This is a genomic window from Frankia sp. R43 (genome assembly GCF_001306465.1).
Lineage (GTDB): Bacteria > Actinomycetota > Actinomycetes > Frankiales > Frankiaceae > Parafrankia > Parafrankia irregularis.
The window spans coordinates 24,910-45,236 of record NZ_LFCW01000018.1 but is presented as its reverse complement, the minus strand read 5'-3'; the positions used below and the strand labels follow the sequence as shown (position 1 = coordinate 45,236).

Below are 20,327 nucleotides of genomic sequence, written 5' to 3'. Positions count from 1 at the left end.
GTGTCCCGGGTGAGGAGCTCGCGATCCGCCGCGACGCCGCGGAGCTGGAGCTGGCCGTCGCGGTCGGGGCCGGTGAGCTGGGCCCCGGCACGGGTGGTGGCCGATGACCCGGTTCTCGGCGGTGTGGGTCCGGCTGGTGCGTGCGGTGCGTCGTCGGGTGGGGCGGGTGCCGGCGGACCTGTGGCTCGGGGTGTGCGCGGGGCTCGCCGGAGGGCTGGGGTGGGTCCTGAGCCCGGCCGGGTCCGCTCCCGGTCCCGGGTGGGAACTGATCGGCTCGCCGGCGGGGTGGGCCCGGGTCGCCGCGGCGGTGCTGTGCGCGGTGTTCGCGCTGCTTCTCCTGGTGTGTGACGAGCCGTGGCTTGCCCGGGGCGCGGGGAGTGAGGCGGACCGGCGGCGGCTGTTGCGGCTGGCGGTGCTGCTGGCCGGGGTCGTCGTCGGGGTCATCGTCCTGGCGGGGGTGTCCGATGCGGCGGTGGTGGCGCAGGTGGCTCCGCCTCCGCCGGCCGGGGTGTCGACCGCGCCGGATCTGAAGACCGTGTTGGACAACGCGCGGAACTGGATGATGGGGATCCTCGCGACGGTCGCGACGTTCTTCTTCACGCTTGGGGCGGCGCGGTACGCGAGCGCGAACGGGGATCCCGGCGAGGTCGAGCGGGCGAAGGGCTCGTTCCGTAACGCGGCGCTCGGCTACGGGTTGGCCGTCCTCGCCCCGCTCCTGGTGAAGGCCTTGCAGTCCGTGGTCGGTGCCTGATGCCCCGACCACCGCGCAGGCCACGGCGGCCGTGGGCACGGCGGGCCGGGGTGGCGGTGTGTGTGCTGGTGGTGGGTGCGGGGGTGCTGGCCGGGTCGGTCGGGGTCGCCGACGCGGTCACGGTTCCGGCTCCTCCGGCGGCGTCTCCCGCACCCGCTCCGGCCGGGACTCCGGCGCGGCAGGTGGACCCCTCCGCCCCGGAGGCGGGGGCATCCCCGTCGGCGCCGTCCCCCTCCGCCGGGGCGACACCCGACCCTTCCGCCGGGGCCACCCCCCGTCCCTCCGCCGGGGCTCCGGCGGCGGACAGCGGTACCGGCGACGTCCCGCCGCCACCGTCGGCGGAGCTCGCGCCGACGGCCCCGGCGGACCCGAGTGAGGATCCGGCGGCGGGGCAGCCGACCCCGACCCCGAACCCGCAGCCCGGGGCGTCCCCGGACCCGAACGCGGGCGGTGACGGCGGCTGGGTGAGCAGCCTGCTCTCGTTCGGCTGGCTCGATATTCCGGGGCGGATCCTGAGGGCGATCAACGGTTGGTTCGCCGGGCTCGTCGAGGCGGCGGTCGAGCCGGTCGTACGCCTGCTCGGTCAGACGGTGCTGTCCACCCCGGACGTGACCCAGCAGCCACGGGTCCGGGAGCTGTGGAAAGGCACCCTGCTGATCGCGGACAGTCTGATGCTGCTGGTCCTGATGGCCGGCGGTGTCGCCGCGATGGGCTACGACAGCGTGCAGACCCGCGCCACCGCCAAAGAGATGTTGCCGCGGATGATCCTCGGGTTCGGCGCCGCGAACCTCTCCCTGCCCCTGATGAGCTGGGCCATCACCGCCGCGAACGCCCTGTCCCGGGCCTTCACGGACATGGGCGGCCTCGACAGCAGCGGCGCGTTCAGTGCGCTACTCACCGTGCTGGCCGCCGGCGCCCTGGCCGATATCTTCCTGGTCCTGCTCGCGATCGGCGTGGTCGGGCTGATGGTGATGCTGATCGTCGGGTGGATCATCCGGGTGGCGGCGATGATGGCCCTGGCCGTCGCCGGCCCGCTGCTGCTGATCTGCCATGGCCTGCCCTGGACCGAGGGCGCGGCGAACCTGTGGTGGCGGGCCCTCGGGAGCTGCCTGGCGGTGCAGGTCGGCCAGTCGGTCCTGCTCACCCTGGGCATCCGGGTCCTGCTCGCCACCGATGACGGCGCCTACAACCCGATCCCGACGTCGGACACCCTGGCGAACCTGCTCACCTCCGCCGCCTTGTTCTACCTCGCCGTGAAGATCCAGTCGTATGCCACCCAGCACCTGATGGGCGGCGGCCGGTCGACCGTCGTGTCGCTGGTGAAGTACCGGCTGCTGCGCCAAGGCGCCCGCCGGCTCGGTATCCCGCTCTGACCGGCCTTACCGCCATCCCCCTTTCTCCTCTCCCTTTCTCGTTCTGTCGCCTGAAAGGTCGTACTCACGCATGCCTGAAATACCCGGATCTGACAGGGTTCGTATTCCCTCCGATGTCGACCGGCCGGACCGGATCCTGGCCGGTCTGACTGCCCGGCAGCTGACGTTGCTCGCGCCACCGGTGCTGCTCGCTCTCGCGGTGTACTGGACGGCGTCGCCGTATCTGCCGCTGCCGGTGGTGGCGCTGCTGGTGGTGCCGCTGCTCGGCGCCGGTGTGGCGCTCGCGTTGGGGCAGCGCGGCGGGCTGACCGCGGACCGGTACGCCACCGCGGCCCTGGCCCACCACCGCACCCCCAAGGTCCAGATCGTCGCCCCCGACGGGGTGCCCGCGCAGCCCGGCTGGGTCCCGGACATCCCCGCCGCCCGCCGCCGCAAGCCCGTGGCGGCCAGGCCGCTGGCCGCCGGAGTCGACGCGGCCGGTGTCGTCGACCTGCACGGCGCGGTCGCCGTCGTCGCCGAGATCGCCGGGGTGAACCTGGCCCTGGCCGGTGACGCCGACACCGCGCGGAAGGTCACCGGCTACGGGCGGATGCTCAACGCCCTGTCCGGCCCGGTCCAGATCACCCTCCGCGGCGTACCGGTCCGCCTCGACCCGCACCTGGACCGGCTTCGTGCCCTCGCGGAGCAGGCACCCCACCCGGCACTGGCCGCCGCTGCCCGCGATCACGCCGTGTTCCTCGGCGATCTCGCGGCGACCCGGCAGCTGCGGACCCGGCAGATCCTGCTCACCGCCCACGAACCCATCCCGCCGGGCCGCGGTGGGCGGGACACCGCCGCCGCCACCGCGGCACGCCGCATCGAGGAAGCCCTCGGCCTGCTCGCCGCCGCCGGGCTACGCGGCCGGATCCTCACCGGCCCGGAGCTGACCGCCCTGCTCGCCGCCGCCGCCGACCCTGCCGGCCCGCCGCCCCCCGAGCACGTCACCGCGACCGGCCCGGTCCGCGGCCACACCCCGATCGGAGCCCGCCGATGAGCCGCACCCGCCACCGCCCGCACCTCGCCCCGCCCTCAGCCGGCCGCCGGCCTCTGCTTCCCGGCCGCAGGCAGGGGGCAGGCACGGGGCTCCCGGCACAGGGCCCGGCACTGTTCACCCCACCGGCGCTGCTGGTCGAGTCGGGGCAGGTCGAGGTCAGTGGGATCTGCGCGACCACCATCGTCGTGGTCGGCTACCCACGGGAAGTCGGCCCCGGGTGGATGGAGCCGCTGCTCGCCTACCCGGGCCGGGTCGATGTCGCCCTGCATGTGGACCCGACCCCACCCGCGGTGGCGGCGCTGCGGCTGCGCCGCCAGCTGGGCCGCCTCGAGTCCGACCGCCGTGCCGACGCCGCCGCGGGGCGGCTCGTCGACCCCGAGCTCGACGCCGCCGCCGCGGACGCGGGCGAGCTGGCCCGCCAGGTCGCCCGCGGCGAGGCACGCCTGTTCCGCGTCGGCCTGTATCTGACCGTCTACGCCGACACCCGCGACCAGCTCGCCGAGGAGGCCGCGCGGGTCACCGCGCTCGCGCACAGCCTGCTGCTCACGGTCCGCCGGGCCCGGTACCGGACGGTGCAGGGCTGGGTCTCGACCCTGCCCCTCGGCCTGGACCTCCTCCACATCCGCCGCGCGTTCGACACCGAAGCGCTGGCCGCGGGGATCCCGTTCACCACCCCCGACCTGCCACTGCCCGACGTGGACCGCCCCGGTGCGGCGCCCGTCGTCTACGGCACGAACCTGTACTCCGCCGGGATCGTGAGCGCTGATCGGTGGGCGCAGCCGAACTACAACTCGGTCACCACCGGCGCTTCCGGTGCCGGGAAGAGCTTCCTAATGAAGATCGACGTTCTGCGTTCCCTCTACCAGGGCGTCCACGTCACGGTCATTGATCCGGAGGACGAGTACGCCCGGCTCGCCGACGCCGTCGGTGGGACCCGCCTCGCTCTCGGCGCCCCCGGAGTCCACCTCAACCCGCTCGACCTGCCGGCTCACTCCCGCCAGGACCCCGACCTGCTGACGCGGCGCGCTCTGTTCTGCCACACCCTGATCTCCACGTTGCTCGGTGACCGCACCGGCCCCGACAGCGGTCTGGGCGCGGGGGACCGGGCGGTGTTGGACGCGGCGATCCTCACCGCCTACCAGCAGGCGGGCATCACCCACGATCCGAGCACCTGGACCCGGCCCGCGCCCCTGCTCGCCGACGTCGCCGCCGCCCTCACCGGTCTCGAGGACCCGGCGGGCCCCGCGCTCGCCGCCCGTCTCGCCCCGTTCGTGTCGGGGTCGCACGCCGGTCTGTTCGCGCATCCGACCAGCACCCAGCCCACCGGGCATCTCGTCGTCTACTCCCTGCGTGCCCTGCCCGATGAGCTGAAAGCGGTCGGGACGCTGCTCACGCTGGACGCGATCTGGCGAGGCGTCGCTGACCCGGCGAAGCGACGCCGACGCCTGGTCGTGGTGGACGAGGGCTGGCTGCTCATGTCGCACCCCGCCGGTGCGAGGTTCCTGTTCCGGCTGGCGAAGGCGGCCCGCAAGCACTGGGCCGGGCTCGCCATCGCGACCCAGGACTCCGCCGACCTGCTCGGCTCCGAGCTGGGGCGGGCGGTCGTCGCGAACAGTGCGACGCAGATCCTGCTGCGTCAGGACCCCAGCGTGATCGACGAGCTGCGCCGCGTCTACAAGCTCACCGACGGCGAGGCCACCCAGTTGCTCACCGCCGGCCCCGGCGACGCCCTCCTGCTCACCGGGACCGGGCAGCGCACCGCCCTGCACGTCCTCGCCTCACCGGCCGAATACGACCTGATCACCACAGACCCGGTCGACACCACCACCGGCATCGATTCCGGTGACGGCGACCTGCTCGACGCGGCCCGTCCGCAGACCCCCGCCCAGGCGGAGACCGGTGTGGGTCGTGGTCCACGCCGGCCGGCTGCCCGGCCGGTGGACGACGACACCGACCCGTTCTAACCCGCCCCGCACCACATCCCGGCCCGGTCGTGCCGCCGACGAAACCCCCCGGCGGCGGCACGACGCCGGCCCGGCGATCCCGTCCGGCCATGTCCTGTGTGTCCTGCTCGTAAGCCTGGAGGCACCTTCGTGATTCTCGCCAGTTCGGCCCCCTCCGCGGGGCTCCCCCCCGTTCCTCCTCCGCCCCCTCCGCCCGCTCCGGAGGTGCCGGTGTGGCTCACCGATCCCGGCCGGATCCTCACCGGTGTAAGCAGCTGGCTGGCCGGCCATGCCGGCTGGTGGCCGCTCGCCGTCCTCACCGTTGCCCTGGTGGTGGCGGCGGGTTACGCCCGGGGCCGGGTCCGTGCCCACCGGCACGCGGTACTGCTCGACGGGGCGCGGACGGTGGAGATCCTGACCCCGCCCGAGGTGTCCGCCCACGCCGCGGAGATCTTCTGGGGGCAGATGGGTGGCCTGCAACGCCCCTTCTGGGAACGGCTGTTCCACGGCCAGCCCCATCTGGGCTGGGAACTGCTCGCCACCCGCGCCGGGACCGTGATCCGGCTGTGGGTCCCCGGCCCGGTCCCACCGGGCATGGTGGAGCGGGCGGTGCAGGCCGCGTGGCCCGGCGCCCGGACCACGACCCGCCCGGCGGACGCGCCGCTGCCGGGGGACGCGCTGGCGATCGGCGGGCAACTCCGCCTCGCCCAGGTCGACGTCCTCCCGCTACGCGCCGACACCTCCGGCGACCCGATCCGCTCCCTGCTCAGTGCCGCGTCCGAGCTCGACGACGACGAAGCCGCCGTCGTCCAGCTGCTGGCCCGGCCGGTCACCGGACGGCGTCTGACCCTGGCACGGCGTGCGGCGGCACGCCAACGGGGCCAGTACACGCCCAGCCCGGTGGGTCGCGCCCTCGACCTGATCACCCCTCACGCCGGGCCCCGCCCGGCGGCCGGGCAGGTCGTGGGCCAGACCGGGCCGACCCCGCCGGAGGACTCCGCAGCGTCGCGCGCCATGGGCATCAAGGCGGTCGGGCCGCGGTGGGAGGCGACGGTCACCTACGCGGCGGCTCACCTGACCCCACCCGACGACACCGACGAGCAGCGTCGTGCCGTGGTGATGCTGCGCGGCCGGGCCCACGCGTTGGCCTCCGCGTTCGCCTTGTACTCCGGCCACAACTATTTGCGCCGGCTTCGCCTGCCCCACCCGGTTCCGCTGCTCGCCGCCCGCCGGCTACGCCGCGGGGACCTGCTCGCCGTCACCGAACTCGCCGCCCTCGCCCACCTGCCCTTGGACACCGCCGTCCCGGGACTGTCCCGCGCGGGCGCCGCGGCCGTCGCACCGCCCGCCGGGATCCCCGAAGCCGGACCCCGCGTCAAGCCGCTGGGCATGTCCGAGGCCGGCCGGCGCCGTCCGGTGGGGCTGAACGTCGCCGACGCCCGCCACCACGTCCACGTCGTCGGTGCCACCGGCTCCGGCAAATCGACGCTGCTGGCGAACATGATCCTCGCCGACGCGGAAGCCCGCCGCGGTCTCGCGGTCTTCGACCCCAAGGGCGACCTCGTCAACGACGTCCTGGCCCGGCTGCCCGAGGACGCCGCCAGCAGGGTTGTGCTCCTCGACCCCGAAGACCCCGCCGCCCCACCGTGTCTGAACATCCTCGACGGCGGCGACCCCGACCTCGCCACCGACCAGCTCGTCGGGATCTTCCGCCGGATCTGGTCCGATAGCTGGGGGCCGAGGACCGACGACCTGCTCCGCGCGACCTGCCTGACCCTGCTCGAACGCCGCACCCGGACCGGGATCACGCCGACGTTGAAGGACATCGTCGGCGTCCTCACCGCGACGAACACGCGACGCCAGGCCACCGAGGGCGTGACCGATCCGATCCTGATCAGTTTCTGGACCTGGTACGAGCAGCTGTCCGACGGGGCCCGCGCCGCCGCGATCGGCCCGATCCTCAACAAACTCCGCGCACTGCTGCTGCGTGGGTTCGCCCGCCAGGCCCTCGCCGCGGGTCCGTCGACCGTGGACCTGCGTGAGGTCCTCGACCACGGCGGGATCCTCCTCGTCCGCATCCCCAAAGGCGTGATCGGCGAGGACGCGTCCCGCATCGTCGGCTCCGTCGTGCTCGCGAAAATCTGGCAAACCGTGTTGCACCGGGCCCGCCTGGACCCCGATCAGCGTCCCGACGCCACCTGTTTCCTTGACGAGGCGGTGCGCCACGAAGCGCTGCAGGTCTGAGAGCGGCAGGTAGCCGCTGATGACCGCAACACCGGGTGGGGTGAAAGGACCCACCGCCAGCCAGTCGCAGCTGGCTGGTGAAGCTGAGGACAGTCCGATCCGGGAAACGCCGGTGAGGGCGGGAGCAGTCCTGACAACGACGGGACGGCCTGGAACTACCAGACAGGCCGGGTCCGGCAAGCGAGACGGAAAGGTGTACGAGAGGAACCGGCGTATGAAGCCCCGTAAGCGAGGAACCAGCTCCAACCTGGTGGATATGGGCTGGGATGCAGCGCGTGACCGTCGCGATCAACTGTGGATGGTCAACTCCGTAACCGTGTCTGCTTCGACGGGAAGGAGGCCAGTGGGAATGCCTGCGGCGTACCACTGGCGATGCTGCCGGGGAAGAGTCGGGCACCTCCTCCGTCAACCGGTGTGCAGTGAACGTGGGAACCATCCGTGGCCGCCCTACCCGCCGGGAGATCGTCCCGGTGAAGGGCAGGACCGTTGTCGTCTGACGGCCACGCGATGGGGCGGAGGACCCGTAGTAGTCCGAGCGCGGGAAAGCCGCGTACATGGCGAAGGGGTCCAGCAAGTCAAGCAGCCGAAGAACGGGAATGCCAGGAGGGTACGCCGGTGAATACCGACGCATCGACGGAAGCGCTCATGCGGGCGCGCCGTCGGGTACTGGGGATCCAGACCAAGCTGCACCGCTGGGCGACCAGCGATCCTCACCAAAGGTTCGATGATCTGTTCAATCTCGTCACCGACCCGGCTTTCCTTTTGGTGGCTTGGGATCGGGTGCGGGGCAACAAGGGCGCCAGGACCGCCGGCGTGGACGGCCGCACCGCGCGGTCGATCCAGGTGACGGACGGTGTCGAGCAGTTCCTCGACGAGCTTCGCGGCTCGTTGAAGGACCGCTCGTTCACCCCGTTGCCGGTGGCGGAACGGATGATCCCGAAAGCCGGCGGGCAGCTACGCCGGCTGGGGATCCCGACCGTCGCCGACCGGGTGGTCCAGGCGTCGCTGAAGCTGGTGTTGGAGCCGATCTTCGAGGCGGATTTCCGCCCGTGTTCCTACGGGTTCCGTCCGAACCGCCAGGCCAGGGACGCCGTCGCCGAGATCGTCTTCCTCACGACCAACAAAGCACAGTACGACTGGATCGTCGAGGGAGACATCAAGGCGTGCTTCGACGAGATCGACCACACGGCCCTGATGGGCCGGGTGCGTCGACGAGTCGGAGACAAGCGTGTCCTGAACCTGGTGAAGGCATTCTTGAAAGCTGGCATCCTCACGCAGGAACGCCAGCTCCGCAAGACCGATGCCGGCGCCCCGCAAGGGGCGATCCTCTCACCGTTGCTGAGTAACGTGGCCCTGTCGGTGCTGGACGATTTCATCGCCCACGCACCGGGCGGCCCGTCGACCAGTCCGCATTTTCGGGCCAAGCGTCGTCGGCAGGGCCTGCCGAATTTCCGGCTGGTCCGTTACGCCGATGACTGGTGCCTGATGGTGGCAGGTGACCGCGACCATGCGGAAACCCTGCGTGAGGAGATCGCGGGGGTTCTGTCCACGATGGGCCTACGCCTGTCCGAGGGCAAGACCCTGATCACCCATATCGACGAGGGTCTGGACTTCCTGGGGTGGCGCATCCAACGCCACCTGAAGAAGGGGACGACGGATCGGCGTTTCGTCTACACCTACCCGGCGAAGAAATCTCTCGCCAATATCACCATGAAGGTGAAGGCGTTGTGCGGGCAGACCACGAACCAAGACCTGGCCGACCTGCTGCCTGGCCTCAACCAGGCACTGCGGGGCTGGTGCACCTACTTCCAGCCAGGGGTGTCCTCCAGAACGTTCCAGTACCTGCGCGCTTTCGTCTGGAAGCACGTCTGGGAATGGATCCGGAGGAAGCATCCCAAGAACAATTGGAAGGAACTCCGCCGCCGCTACTGCGACGGCGGCTGGTGGCCCAGCAGCAACGGGATAACCCTCTTCAACCCCGGCGAGGTACGCACGACCACCTACCGGTACCGAGGAAAGGTCATCCCCACGCCATGGCCGGTCGAACAGTGAGGAGCGCCATCATGCCCGAGCGGGACCTGCGGAGAGCCGGATGCGTAGAGATGCGCATGTCCGGTTCGGGAAGCGGCTCGCGGAATCCCACCGGTGGAGACACCGGCAGGGCGCCGCGAGTCGACTTTCACCAAAATTTCTTGACGATGCCGGGGGCGGTGGAGGACATGCTCGCCGAGGCCCGAGGCTACCGGCTGTCCATGACCCTCGCCCACCAGCATCTGCGCCAGTTGCCTGATGACCTGGCGGACGCGCTGAGTACGAACGCACGCAGCAAGCTGTTCTTCGGCGTATCCCCGAAAGACGCCGCGGACCTGGCCCGGCATGTCAGCCCGGTCCTCACCCAGCACGACCTCGCCCGGCTACCCGCCTGGACGGCCGCGGCCCGCCTCGTCGTGAACCAGGAGGACACCGCGGCGTTCACCCTGCGGACCCGACCCCTGACGCCCCCGGTGCCGGGCCGGGCGGACGCGCTGCGGGAAGCCGCCCGGCGCCACGCCGTGGTACCTGATGCCGGGCGCGGCCCGCGAGGAGGCCGGCCGTGAGCGAGCGGGAACAGACCCTGCTGGGGTTGGCGGGCCGGCTCACCTCCCGGGACCGGTGGATCTTCGCGATGCTGCGCGAACACCGTGTCCTGACCCGCCACCAGCTCACCCGCCTGGCGTTCACCGGTGAACGGATGACCCGGCTGCGTCTGGCGACCCTGCACCAGCTCCACACCGTCGACCGGCTCCGCCCCTACTACCTGTGGGGACGCGGCACCGGCCCGTACTACTACATCCTCGGCCCCGCCGGTGCGGCGATCCTCGCCGCCGAACGCGGCCTGAGTGTCGCCGACCTCGGTTACCGCCGCGACAAGCTGCACGCCTGGGCGAACTCCCCACGGCTGGCCCACCTCGTCGGTGTCAACACCGTCTTCACCGCCTTCGCCCACGCCAGCCGGTCCCGCCCCGACGACGAGGGGCTGACCGTCTGGTGGTCCGAACAACGCACCACCGCCCTGTGGGGCCAGTGGATCCGCCCCGACGGCTACGGCACCTGGCAGACCGGTCGCAGGCGGCTCGACTTCTTCGTCGAGTTCGACACCGGCAGTGAGTCGCTGTCCCAGGTCGCCCGCAAGATCCCCGGCTACACCCGCCTCGCCGCCTCGAGCGGCCTGACCAGCCCCGTCCTGATCTGGCTGCCGTCGGTGAACCGGGAACGGGAACTACGCGCCCGGCTCGCGACGACACCGGCCGGGGTCGTCATCGTCACCGCCGCGCCCGCGCCGCTGACCGCTCCCGCCCCGCCCCGCGCTCCGGCCGACCTCGCGCCCGCCGGGCCGGTCTGGCTGCCCCTGAACACCTCCACCCGCACCGACCTCGACGGCCTCACCCACCGGTACGGCACACCGATCACCACCCGGTCCCCGCTCGACACCCCCGAACCCGGCCAGGAGGACGACACCGACCCGGCTCCCAGCCCACGCCAACCCCCGCTGAGTTTCGGCCCCCCGCCACCGCTGGGACGCTGAGTGGGCCGGCTGTTCGCCGGACTGTGCGCCCTGCTCCTCGCGGTGCCGCTGCTCGCCGGTGCCGCCGCCGCGGGCATCCTCGGCGGTGGCAGCGGCGGCGGAACGTCGCAGCCGCCGCCCTCCCCAGCGGCGGAGCAACAGATCCCCGCCGACTATCAGCGGTTGTATGCCGCTGCCGCGGCCACCTGCCCCGGGCTGTCCTGGAGCGTGCTGGCCGCGGTCGGGAAAGTCGAGACCGACCACGGCCAGAACCCGGACTGGACCTCCGACGCCGGCGGGCCGATGCAGTTCGAGCCCGCCACGTTCGCCGCCTACGGGGTCGACGGCGACGCCGACGGCACCGCCGACATCAACAATCCCGCCGACGCCATCTACTCCGCCGCGCACTATCTCTGCGCCTCCGGCGCACGTGACGGCGCGAACATTCCCGCCGCGCTCTACACCTATAACAAGGACAATTCCTATGTCGCGCGTGTTCTCACCCAGGCTGACGTCTACACCAGCGCTGACATTTCCGTCACCACCGGGCCGTCGGAGGCGGCGCTGACCGCGGTGGACTACGCCACCGCCCAGCTCGGTCTGCCGTATCTGTGGGGTGGGGATGGCCCCCAGTTGACTGAACTACCAGATGGCCGGGTCAAGGTCACCGGCGGTTTTGACTGCTCGGGTCTGACTCGTGCTGCCTATGCGGCAGCCGGGGTCAACTTGCCCCGAACCGCCCAGCAACAGTACGAAGCGGGACCGCTGGTTCCCGCAAGCTCGGTCCTGCAGCCGGGGGACCTGCTGTTCTTCGGGACCGGGCCTGGTGATGTCACGCACGTCGGGATTGCAATCTCGTCAACTCAAATGATTAATGCTCCTCATCGGGGTGCCGTCGTCCGCATCGACTCGATCTGGCGCAATCTTGTAGGGGTAACACGGCCTGCGGATCGGGGATGAAGGTGACCACGGTGTGGCTGGATAGGAATAGTGATTTTCGCTGTGTGTCCGTCCACCGTCGTAACCGAAGGGCATGGCGACAATCAGACCACTGGATCGCGTGGAGGTTCCGGCGTGGTGAGCGCCCGTTCTCTGCGTCTGTCCGCTGGAGTAGGGCGATGATCGATACTGAGAATGAGTCGCGAGACTTGGCCGCGCTGGTAGTGCCTTGTGTCGGATGCCTGCGAGACACGGGCGAGCTGTTCGAGCCGTACCGTCTGCTGGACGGAACTGGGCGTGTTGTGGAGCCGGTCACGGTCTATTTGAAGGATCTGCAGGCAGCAGGCCGGTCGGCGGCAACGCAACGCTCCTATGGGCTGGACCTTCTTCGCTGGTTCCGTTTCCTGTGGGCGGTTGATGTGTCCTGGGATGCGGCGGGCAGAGTCGAAGCGCGTGACTTCTCCAGCTGGCTGAGAACTATCGACAAGCCGGCGCGGAGCCAGCGAACGAGGAAAGTATCGGGGGCGGGGCGCCCGAACCCAGTCACGGGAAGGCCGGCCCCGGGGGTGAAGTATGCGGCCCGTACAGTCGCGCATAGCGAAACCGTCCTGCGCGCCTTCTATGAGCCTTTTCAATCTTGGTTTGTCTGATTCTCCCGGCGGTTAAGGGTCACCAATTGACGAATTGAACGGGAACCGGCTCGGGCCGTTCCATCATCTGGCGACGGCAATAGTTGGTCGGGCGGCGGGCGGAGGGATGCCGTAAATAGAGAAGTCCCCGGTAGATCACAGGGTTCCTACTCCACTGTGCCCTTGACCGAGGACTTCCGTTGCTAACCTACCCCGGTGTCGTCGACCTGCCCGAGTCGACCCTGACCTTCCTCACGGGACTGCTGGCCGAGGACCGCGCCCAGCGCCGGACCTGGCGCAAGCTGCCCCCACGCGAGCAGGCACTCCTGGTGCTCGCCCACCTCCGCAAGGGTGAACGCTACGAGCACCTCGCCGAGGGCTTCCAGGTCAGCGTCGGCACCGTCCACAACTACATCCGCGAGGCCGTCGGCCTGCTCGCCACCCACGGCCGGACCCTGCTCGCCGCGGTCTGGACCTTCGCGTGGACCCAGAGCAACTTCCTCATCCTCGACGGCACCGTCGTGCGTACCAACCGTGTCCGTGCGCACAACAAGCTGTACTACTCGGGCAAGCACAAGTACCACGGCATCAACCTGCAGGGCCTCACCGACCCCTACGGTCGGCTGCTCTGGATCTCCGAAGGACTTCCCGGCTCCGTCCACGACCTCACCGCGGCCCGGATGCACGACGTCCTCCATCTGATCGACCGCTCGGGGCTCTACCTCTACGCGGACAAGGGCTACGTCGGCGGCGAGGGTGACCGCCTCCTCGTCCCGGTCAAGAAACCCAAGAACAGGGAACTCCCCGACCGCGACAAAGAGACCAACTGGACCCACGCCACCACCCGCTCGCAAGGCGAACGAGGATTCGCGGTCCTCAAGAACTGGCACATATTCGACCGTTTCCGCGGCTGCCCACGCCGCGTCGGCATCTTCGCCCAGGCCGTCCTCGTCCTCTCCAGTGAGGGCCTTTAGGAAAATCGACTTTGAAAAGGCTCTATGATTGCCACCGGCGCTGGGGTAGTGGGCCTGTCATAAATCCGTTTCCGCTGGTCCGGCAGCGGGAGGACCAGGGACGGCCCCATGCACACCATAATCCGCTGGAGCCGTTTCGCAACACGAGGGTCGGCTTGTATCGTCCGGGCATCCCGAAGCGGGTACCTCGCGCGATCCCGGACGAGCGCTTCAACGAGTTGTTCGCGGCGTTGCTGAGCCACCGCGACCGTGCACTGGTTGCGTTTTACGTGTCAACCGGTGCTCGCGCGTCCGAGCTGTTGGGGGCTACCCAGGTTGATGCTGACCCAGGCCAGCAATTGATCAGCGTTGTGAGGAAAGGTTCCCGGACAATCCAGCGGCTGCCGGCGTCTCCGGATGCCTTCGTATGGCTTCGTCTGTATCAGCAGGAGGTTCATGATCTGGCGCCGTCCGGACCGGACTGCCCCCTCTGGTGGACATTGCGGCGGCCGGCTCGCCCCTTGACTTATCATGCCGCCAGGGCGGCCCTCAACCGGGCGCAGGCCATGTTGGGGAGTAACTGGACCTTGCATGATTTTCGTCATACGGCCGCCTACCGTATGGCACGGGATCCCCAGGTGGCATTGACCGACGTGCAATGGGTCCTCGGGCACGCCAGCCTGACGACGACGCAGATCTACACGACACCGTTCGAAGACGAGGTCCTCGCCGGAATGCGCGCTCACCATGCCCGCCAGGCCGCGGGCCTTGTCGCGCCACCGCCTCCGCCGGCCGTGGGATACCGGCCTGACAGCCTGCAGGTCCTTTTCCCCGGGAGAACGCCGTGACCGAGGTCTTGGATCGGCCGGATCCATCCATCGGGTCACATTCCATTGTCAGGAAACCCGGGACGATGCGCGGCACCGCTGGCGCTGCCGCGCGTCTGCGGATACAGTTCCCGCCGCGGGCAGTTCCGGGGTCGTGGCCGGAAACCTTCCTTGGCAGTCGTGACATCGTTGAGCTCCTTGTTCCCCCGCCCTACGGGTCTGACAAGCAGGCCGTGCAATGGAAACGACGCAGCGGCATCACCGGCGTCCTGCGGTGGCTGCAGGGCCATTCAGGCGCTACCTGGCAGCAGCGATGGCTCGCCACAGGAGTGCAGGAGATCGACGGGAAGCACTGGCGGGAAATAGCCGTGCAATGGCTGCGGGGAGTCGGCGACGACACCAACGAGCCCTGTCTCTCGACTGGCCTGCTCGCCTTGATCTGCGGGGATGTGATCCGGCCCGGGGTGCGGTGGATGATGACCCGTCATTCCCCGCGTTTCCAAGCGGCCATGGAACGTTCCCGTGACCCCGACGGTTTCGCCCGGCTGCGGGCCTGCGCGCGGGAGAACCCTGCCGCGGCGCCGCTGATGGTCCGTCTCGCTCTCTACCGCACCGCCACGATCATGGCTTGCAAAGGCGGACTCATCGCCGATATCGTCCCCGGCGATTGCGTGGAGTTGCTGGACGTCCAAAGCTCGGTGCAGGCCAAAGGTGGAACCTGCAAGACCTATTTTTACCAGCTCCTGCACGACGCCGGGATCTTCTCTCCCGATGCGCCACCCACGATACGGGCCTTCCGCGGCGCAACCGGACAGCTCACCGTCGAGGCGCTCGTGGATCGGTTCGCTCTACGCTGCCGGCCGGTGCGGAATCTCCTCGTCGAGTATCTGCGTTACCGGCAGCCAGCAGTGGACTACGTCAGCTTGAAGGAACTCGCGGAAAAGCTCGCGGGCCTGTTCTGGGGAGACCTGGAGCGCCACCATCCCGGAATCTACTCCCTCCACCTTCCCGACGAGGTCGCCACGGCTTGGAAGCAACGCATCCAAGTGAGAACTACGAAGGCGGCCGACACTGACGGGGGTTTCGTCGACGTGGAGACCCCGCGGGCGAACGCCAAGAGCTGCATGTTCGCAGTCCGTGCCTTCTATCTTGACATTGCGCAGTGGGCGTTGGAAGACCCAGCCCGTTGGGGCCCTTGGGCCGCGCCCTGCCCCGTCACGCCTGCCGACGTCAATCGGTGGAAAGAGCGGATGCGCCGCAAGGCGCGGATGGACCAGCGCACCCGCGAGCGCCTGCCGCACCTGCCCGCCCTTGTCCGCATTGTCGAGAAGCGTCGCCATGACACCGCGGAGCGTCTCGCCGTCGCTCGCCGCACCGACCCCGGTGAGACCTTCACCATCGCGGACCGCACATTTCTACGGCCACTCATGCCGACCGCTGGCGGCACGAAGGTCTGGGCCGACGACCAGAACAGCGGCGTTCGCCACGACCTGACCTTTGAAGAACACGAAGCGTTCTGGGCATGGGCAACGGTGGAAATCCTGCGACACACCGGAATCCGGGCAGAGGAACTCCTCGAACTCACCCACCACAGCTTCATCCAATACCAGCTTCCCGCCACCGGCGAGCTGGTTCCCCTCCTACAGATAGCGCCGTCAAAAACTGACACCGAACGCCTTCTGCTGATCAGCCCGGAACTCGCCGACGTCCTCAGCGCCGTGGTCTGCCGCGTCCGCGACGCCACTGGAACCGTGCCTCTCGTCCCCTCCTACGACATCCACGAATGCGTCTGGCTTCCGCCGATGCCTCTGCTGTTCCAACGACGCTGGGGCGCCGAAAACCGAGCGATACCACGCCGGTCCATCGAGAAGGCGCTCAGCAACGCCCTCGCACACTCCGGACTGACTGGACCGGACCAAAAGCCCCTCGACTTCACCCCGCACGACTTCCGCCGCATCTTCGTCACCGACGCTGTCATGAGCGGACTCCCACCCCACATCGCCCAGGCCATCTGCGGGCACCGCGACATCAACACCACGATGGGCTACAAGGCGACCTACCCCGAGGAAACGATCGAAGCGCACCGCGCATGGATCTCCCGACGCCGTTCCGTGCGCCCCAGCGAAGAATACCGGACACCGACGGAACAAGAATGGGAAGACTTCTTCGGCCACTTTCAACGGCGCAAAGTATCCCTCGGCACCTGCGGGCGCGCCTACAACACTCCGTGCATCCATGAACATGCCTGCATTCGATGCCCGATGCTGCGGCCTGACCCGGCCCAGCGGCCACGACTCGTCGAGGTTCATGACAACCTGCAAGCACGCATCAGCGAAGCCGAACAGCAAGGATGGCTCGGCGAAATCGAGGGCCTCACCATCAGCCTCGCCGCCGCCGAAGCAAAACTCACCGATCTCGACCGCCTCACCAACCGGCAGACCACCGTCCACCTCGGCATGCCCAGTGTCCATCACCTCGTCGCACGCACCATCACCACCAATGCGCCCGAGAACCGGTCACCCGAGTAGGGCCATCCTCTCACACCCGTCCAGCCAACGACTCAACCGAGACAAATATGATCTGTCCGACTTGCGCAAGTTCAGAGAACCCGATTACGGCGAGAATGGATTCGACTGCAGCGGTCTCACCCGGGCCGCGTACGCCGCCGCCGGGATCACCATTCCCCGGGTCGCGCAGGACCAGTTCGACGCCGGACCGCGTCTCTCTCCAGGAACGCCCCTGGAAATCGGAGACCTCGTGTTCTACGGAACATCCGAATTTGACATCACCCACGTCGGAATTTACATTGGCAGCGGGAACATGGTGAACGCGCCCCGGCGCGGGGCGCCGGTACGGACCGAAACGTATGTCCGGTCCAGCTACCGCGGCGCCACCCGACCCGCCGCCTGACCACACACCCCCGCCCTTTCCGCGGTATGCCTGCCGCAGCCCCGGGTGGGCCGCGGCGAGCATCCCGAACCGGCGGCTCGAAGAGGCAGGGGCCGGCCGGCACCCCCGCCCTCCGTTACGGGCTCCGTTTCTTCGTCCGTTTCTGGTTCCGTTTCGTCGTCCGCTCAAGGCCGGAGGGGGACCCCGCCGGCAAAGACGCAGGTCAGCGGCCTGCGACCCCCTCCGAGGGTGGGCCAGGCTACGCCGCCCGGAGGCTGGAAAACACGTGCGGCGGCCCGGCGCCCGCCCCAGGGGCGGACCCCGGACCACCACCCGGTTTTCCGCCTCCGGGCGGCTATCGGCCCCCTGGGCCCGGCGTCCCGCCGGCCCCAGGGCCCCGCCTCGCCGCCTCGCGCGAGGCCGCGCACGCGCGCGGGCGGAGGCGGCGGAGCGCCGCCGGTCGCGTCCGCGTGCACATCCCCACCACCCCTTCCGTCGTGCGCCGATTCCGTTGCCGCCATTCTATCTCGACCCGCGCGCATTCACACCCGCATTTCCATGACTCTTTTCGTCATTACCTATCCGCGCGCACGCGGATAGCTCGCCATTTCGAAACAGGCAAGCGGTTTTCCATGACTCTTTTCGGAAAACATTCCTAAAGAGTCATGGAAAACCCCTTCCCATTGCCGAATGGACGAGGTTAATGTTGTCCCACACCGAAAACGCACCGCCCGAACGGGAAACACGAAACACGAATCCCGACCGGGAAACCGGTACCGCGACACGCGACCGGGACGCGCATCGGACCCGCCCACATGAAAGGAGGTGACCCGTCATGCCCGCACCACGCATCGCGGTGTTCCCGCACCCGGAAGGCGTCTACTACGCCCACCTGGTCGACCCGATCCTCGGGATCAACGCGGTGGGCCCGACACCCCACAACGTCGAGGACATGAGCGTCGAGGAGGTCGCGTTCCGGCTAAGGAAGCTCCCGGGCAACGAGTACACCGCCGTCCGGCCCTTCCGCACCACCCAGAAGTGGATCACCTACGCCGAGCACGAGGGACACCTCGAGGCGATCACCGAGGCCCTCGGCCGCACCCGCGAAGGAGTCGATCACGATGCCGCGCGATGACACGGCCTTGGCCTACCTCACCGTCGGGAACCTAACGACCTGGGTCTACCAGGAACCCGACGGCGCCATGTCGGTGGAGATCTTCTCCCTAGCGGACTACCGCACCGCGCCGTTCGCCCTGGAGATCGTCTTCGACGGCAAGACGATCCTCAACTGGGCCCCGGAGGTCGACCCGGACGCGGTCGGCCTGGTGCGCACCCTCAACCCGCCCACCGCCGAGCAGACGTCGTGCCCGCACGGGTGCCTGACGACCGTCCGCCGCACCCGAGGCCTGCGCCGCCTCCTGCGCCGCCACCGGTAACACCACCCACCCCCACGCGGGAAAGCCAGCACGCCCCCCTGCGATCGATCCACCACTCGGACGGAGTCCCCATGCGACCCATGCGCACCGCACGCCGGGCCCTCACCAAGGTCACCTCCAGGCGCGGTACCCAGACCTCCTTCGACTCGGTCGAGAGGTTCGACGAGGTGAAGGTGCCCGCACCCATCGGAGGCCGCGTGACGCGATCGTCCTACCGGCCCGGCACCCACTCGCAGCGGTGGACACCGGGGATACCGGGAGCGCCGGTCACCGTCAGCCTCGTCAACGACCACCTCGGGACCTGGGTCCATATCGACGTCGTCGGAGACCTCCCCCCGGGCGACCCGTGGAACCCGGCGAACTTCGACATCGTCGTGGGCACCCAGCAGTTCCGGCCGGCCCCCCGGCGCCGCCGCCCGCTCCGACGCCGCCTGCGCCGCCGGTAGCGCCCCCAGCCTCCGGGGTGGCGTGCGCCCCGCACGCCACCCCGGAGCCACCCCTCGCCCTTTCCTTCACCTGCCTGGAGATCAGGATGACCAGCCCTGCCCCGACCCCCGCCCCCGAGACGCCCCGGCTGTCCCCGTACGCCCTGCATCGCCTTGTCGCCGAGTTCCTCCTCGACAACACGGGCTCCCACAGCCCCACGGCGATCGCGAAAGCCCTCGGAGGGCGTAGCTCGGGTGCGGTCGGCAACGCTCTGGATCGCCTGACCGAGGCGGGGCAGGCCGCCCTGACCAGCCCGGCGCCACGCCGGTACGCCGCCACCCCCACCACCGGGGACGCACTCGCCATCAAGGCCGGGACCCTCCCGCCGAAGGCCCCACCGGCACCTCCCGTCCCCGCTGCGGTCCCGCCGAAGCCGGCGCCCCCGGCGGTACCGGCGACGACGCCGGACGGGGGGATCATCCGCCCCTCCGGGCAGGTCTACCGGCCGAGGAAACTGGCCGATCTGCCCGACGTCGAGGTGTTGCGCAAACTGCGCGCCGCCGAGGTACCGGTCCTGCTCTACGGACCGCCCGGCACCGGCAAGACGAGCGTGATCGAGGCGGCGTTCGGGGAGGATCTGATCACCATCGCGGGTGATGGGGACACCCAGGTCGGGGACCTGATCGGGGAGTACACCCAGACACCGACGGGCCGGTACGAGTTCGTCTACGGGCCGCTCATCTGCGCCATGCAGGAGGGAAAGGTCCTGCTCGTCGACGACGCCACCCTGATCAGCCCGGCGGTCCTCGCGGCCATGTACCCGGCGATGGACGGCCGGAAAAGGATCGTGGTCAAGGCCCACAAAGGCGAAACGATCGAAGCCAAGCCTGGCTTCTACATCATCGCGGGCCACAACCCGGGGGTCCATGGCGCGATCCTCACCGAGGCCCTCTCCAGCAGGTTCAGCGTGCAGATCGAGGTGTCCACCGACTTCGACCTGGCCACCAAACTCGACATCGACAGGCGGGCGGTCACCGTCGCCCGGAACCTGCACCGTCGCCGCGAGTCCGGTGACATCGGCTGGTCACCCCAGCTCCGCGAGTTGATCGCCTTCCAGAAGATCGTCGACGTGTTGGGTGTCCCGGCGGCGGCGGCGAACCTGATCGGGGTCGCCCCGACCGAGGACCGGCCCACGGTCGCGGAGACGGTCGAGAAGGCGTTCGGAGCGAAGCTCACGCCCCTCGCCCTCGGCAAGCAGATCTAGCCTCCGCCCCTTCGCCCTGCCTCACCCGTCCCACGACACGCGGCGGGTGGGCGCCAGCCTGCCCACCCGCCCCGGC

Annotated in this window: 17 protein-coding genes and 1 pseudogene; all 18 read left to right on the top strand. The window is 69.6% G+C overall.

Annotated elements, in window-relative coordinates; all coding sequences use genetic code 11:
- The first annotated feature begins 103 nt into the window (after positions 1–103).
- The 18 genes and pseudogenes from ACG83_RS40870 to ACG83_RS40790 all read left to right on the top strand — a co-directional run bounded on the left by ACG83_RS40870 (position 104) and on the right by ACG83_RS40790 (position 20,251).
- Positions 104–751, top strand: a complete 648-nt coding sequence (locus tag ACG83_RS40870) for a pilin (protein WP_226931188.1) — start codon at positions 104–106, stop codon at positions 749–751.
- Positions 751–2,124, top strand: a complete 1,374-nt coding sequence (locus ACG83_RS40865; protein WP_226931189.1) for a hypothetical protein — start codon at positions 751–753, stop codon at positions 2,122–2,124. The genes ACG83_RS40870 and ACG83_RS40865 overlap by 1 nt, the downstream gene beginning before the upstream one ends.
- 70 nt (positions 2,125–2,194) lie before the next feature.
- Positions 2,195–3,157, top strand: a complete 963-nt coding sequence (locus tag ACG83_RS40860; protein ID WP_054571610.1) for a PrgI family protein — start codon at positions 2,195–2,197, stop codon at positions 3,155–3,157.
- Entirely contained in the window at positions 3,154–5,121 is a 1,968-nt protein-coding gene (locus ACG83_RS40855) for a VirB4 family type IV secretion system protein (protein ID WP_054571609.1), read from the top strand. Before ACG83_RS40860 ends, ACG83_RS40855 begins: the two co-directional genes overlap by 4 nt.
- Before the next feature lie 210 nt (positions 5,122–5,331).
- Entirely contained in the window at positions 5,332–7,344 is a 2,013-nt protein-coding gene (locus tag ACG83_RS40850; RefSeq protein WP_235498522.1) for a helicase HerA domain-containing protein, read from the top strand.
- 615 nt (positions 7,345–7,959) lie between these two features.
- Positions 7,960–9,396, top strand: coding sequence for a group II intron reverse transcriptase/maturase (ltrA, locus tag ACG83_RS40845; RefSeq protein ID WP_054571607.1), 1,437 nt, complete (start codon positions 7,960–7,962; stop codon positions 9,394–9,396).
- A 140-nt stretch (positions 9,397–9,536) separates the two neighbouring features.
- Complete coding sequence (locus ACG83_RS40840; RefSeq protein WP_226931190.1) at positions 9,537–9,941, top strand: type IV secretory system conjugative DNA transfer family protein; 405 nt, start codon at positions 9,537–9,539, stop codon at positions 9,939–9,941.
- Positions 9,938–10,909: a replication-relaxation family protein gene (locus ACG83_RS40835; protein ID WP_054571605.1), complete on the top strand. Its 972-nt coding sequence runs from the start codon at positions 9,938–9,940 to the stop codon at positions 10,907–10,909. The genes ACG83_RS40840 and ACG83_RS40835 overlap by 4 nt, the downstream gene beginning before the upstream one ends.
- Positions 10,910–11,848 carry a C40 family peptidase gene (locus ACG83_RS40830; RefSeq protein WP_054571604.1) on the top strand — a complete coding sequence of 313 codons (939 nt, stop codon included), beginning with the start codon at positions 10,910–10,912 and terminating at the stop codon, positions 11,846–11,848.
- Between the two features lie 158 nt (positions 11,849–12,006).
- A complete protein-coding gene (locus tag ACG83_RS43620) occupies positions 12,007–12,477 on the top strand; it encodes a site-specific integrase (RefSeq protein ID WP_152991251.1) in 471 nt (156 codons plus the stop codon).
- A gap of 179 nt (positions 12,478–12,656) precedes the next feature.
- Positions 12,657–13,430, top strand: a complete 774-nt coding sequence (locus ACG83_RS40825) for an IS5/IS1182 family transposase (protein WP_054564425.1) — start codon at positions 12,657–12,659, stop codon at positions 13,428–13,430.
- A gap of 155 nt (positions 13,431–13,585) precedes the next feature.
- Positions 13,586–14,257: a site-specific integrase gene (locus ACG83_RS40820; RefSeq protein ID WP_235497603.1), complete on the top strand. Its 672-nt coding sequence runs from the start codon at positions 13,586–13,588 to the stop codon at positions 14,255–14,257.
- Positions 14,254–16,764: a site-specific integrase gene (locus ACG83_RS40815; protein ID WP_200931263.1), complete on the top strand. Its 2,511-nt coding sequence runs from the start codon at positions 14,254–14,256 to the stop codon at positions 16,762–16,764. The genes ACG83_RS40820 and ACG83_RS40815 overlap by 4 nt, the downstream gene beginning before the upstream one ends.
- Before the next feature lie 79 nt (positions 16,765–16,843).
- Positions 16,844–17,146: pseudogene (locus ACG83_RS40810) on the top strand (C40 family peptidase); the annotation flags it as partial.
- A gap of 814 nt (positions 17,147–17,960) precedes the next feature.
- The gene (locus tag ACG83_RS40805) at positions 17,961–18,260 is read left to right on the top strand and encodes a hypothetical protein (RefSeq protein ID WP_054571602.1); all 300 of its coding nucleotides are present in this window, start codon (positions 17,961–17,963) and stop codon (positions 18,258–18,260) included.
- Positions 18,247–18,561 carry a hypothetical protein gene (locus ACG83_RS40800; RefSeq protein WP_054571601.1) on the top strand — a complete coding sequence of 105 codons (315 nt, stop codon included), beginning with the start codon at positions 18,247–18,249 and terminating at the stop codon, positions 18,559–18,561. Before ACG83_RS40805 ends, ACG83_RS40800 begins: the two co-directional genes overlap by 14 nt.
- Positions 18,562–18,632: 71 nt before the next feature.
- On the top strand, positions 18,633–19,007 hold the full coding sequence (locus tag ACG83_RS40795) for a hypothetical protein (protein ID WP_131799642.1): 375 nt from the start codon (positions 18,633–18,635) through the stop codon (positions 19,005–19,007).
- 86 nt (positions 19,008–19,093) lie between these two features.
- Complete coding sequence (locus tag ACG83_RS40790) at positions 19,094–20,251, top strand: AAA family ATPase (protein WP_054571599.1); 1,158 nt, start codon at positions 19,094–19,096, stop codon at positions 20,249–20,251.
- Positions 20,252–20,327: the final 76 nt, after the last annotated feature.

Coding starts and splice junctions, on each gene's coding strand:
- ACG83_RS40870 (WP_226931188.1), top strand. CDS start 104: ATGACCCGGTTCTCGGCGGTGTGGGTCCGGCTGGTGCGTGCGGTGCGT.
- ACG83_RS40855 (WP_054571609.1), top strand. CDS start 3,154: ATGAGCCGCACCCGCCACCGCCCGCACCTCGCCCCGCCCTCAGCCGGC.
- ACG83_RS40790 (WP_054571599.1), top strand. CDS start 19,094: ATGACCAGCCCTGCCCCGACCCCCGCCCCCGAGACGCCCCGGCTGTCC.
- ACG83_RS40800 (WP_054571601.1), top strand. CDS start 18,247: ATGCCGCGCGATGACACGGCCTTGGCCTACCTCACCGTCGGGAACCTA.
- ACG83_RS40805 (WP_054571602.1), top strand. CDS start 17,961: ATGCCCGCACCACGCATCGCGGTGTTCCCGCACCCGGAAGGCGTCTAC.
- ACG83_RS43620 (WP_152991251.1), top strand. CDS start 12,007: ATGATCGATACTGAGAATGAGTCGCGAGACTTGGCCGCGCTGGTAGTG.
- ACG83_RS40795 (WP_131799642.1), top strand. CDS start 18,633: ATGCGACCCATGCGCACCGCACGCCGGGCCCTCACCAAGGTCACCTCC.
- ACG83_RS40865 (WP_226931189.1), top strand. CDS start 751: ATGCCCCGACCACCGCGCAGGCCACGGCGGCCGTGGGCACGGCGGGCC.
- ACG83_RS40860 (WP_054571610.1), top strand. CDS start 2,195: ATGCCTGAAATACCCGGATCTGACAGGGTTCGTATTCCCTCCGATGTC.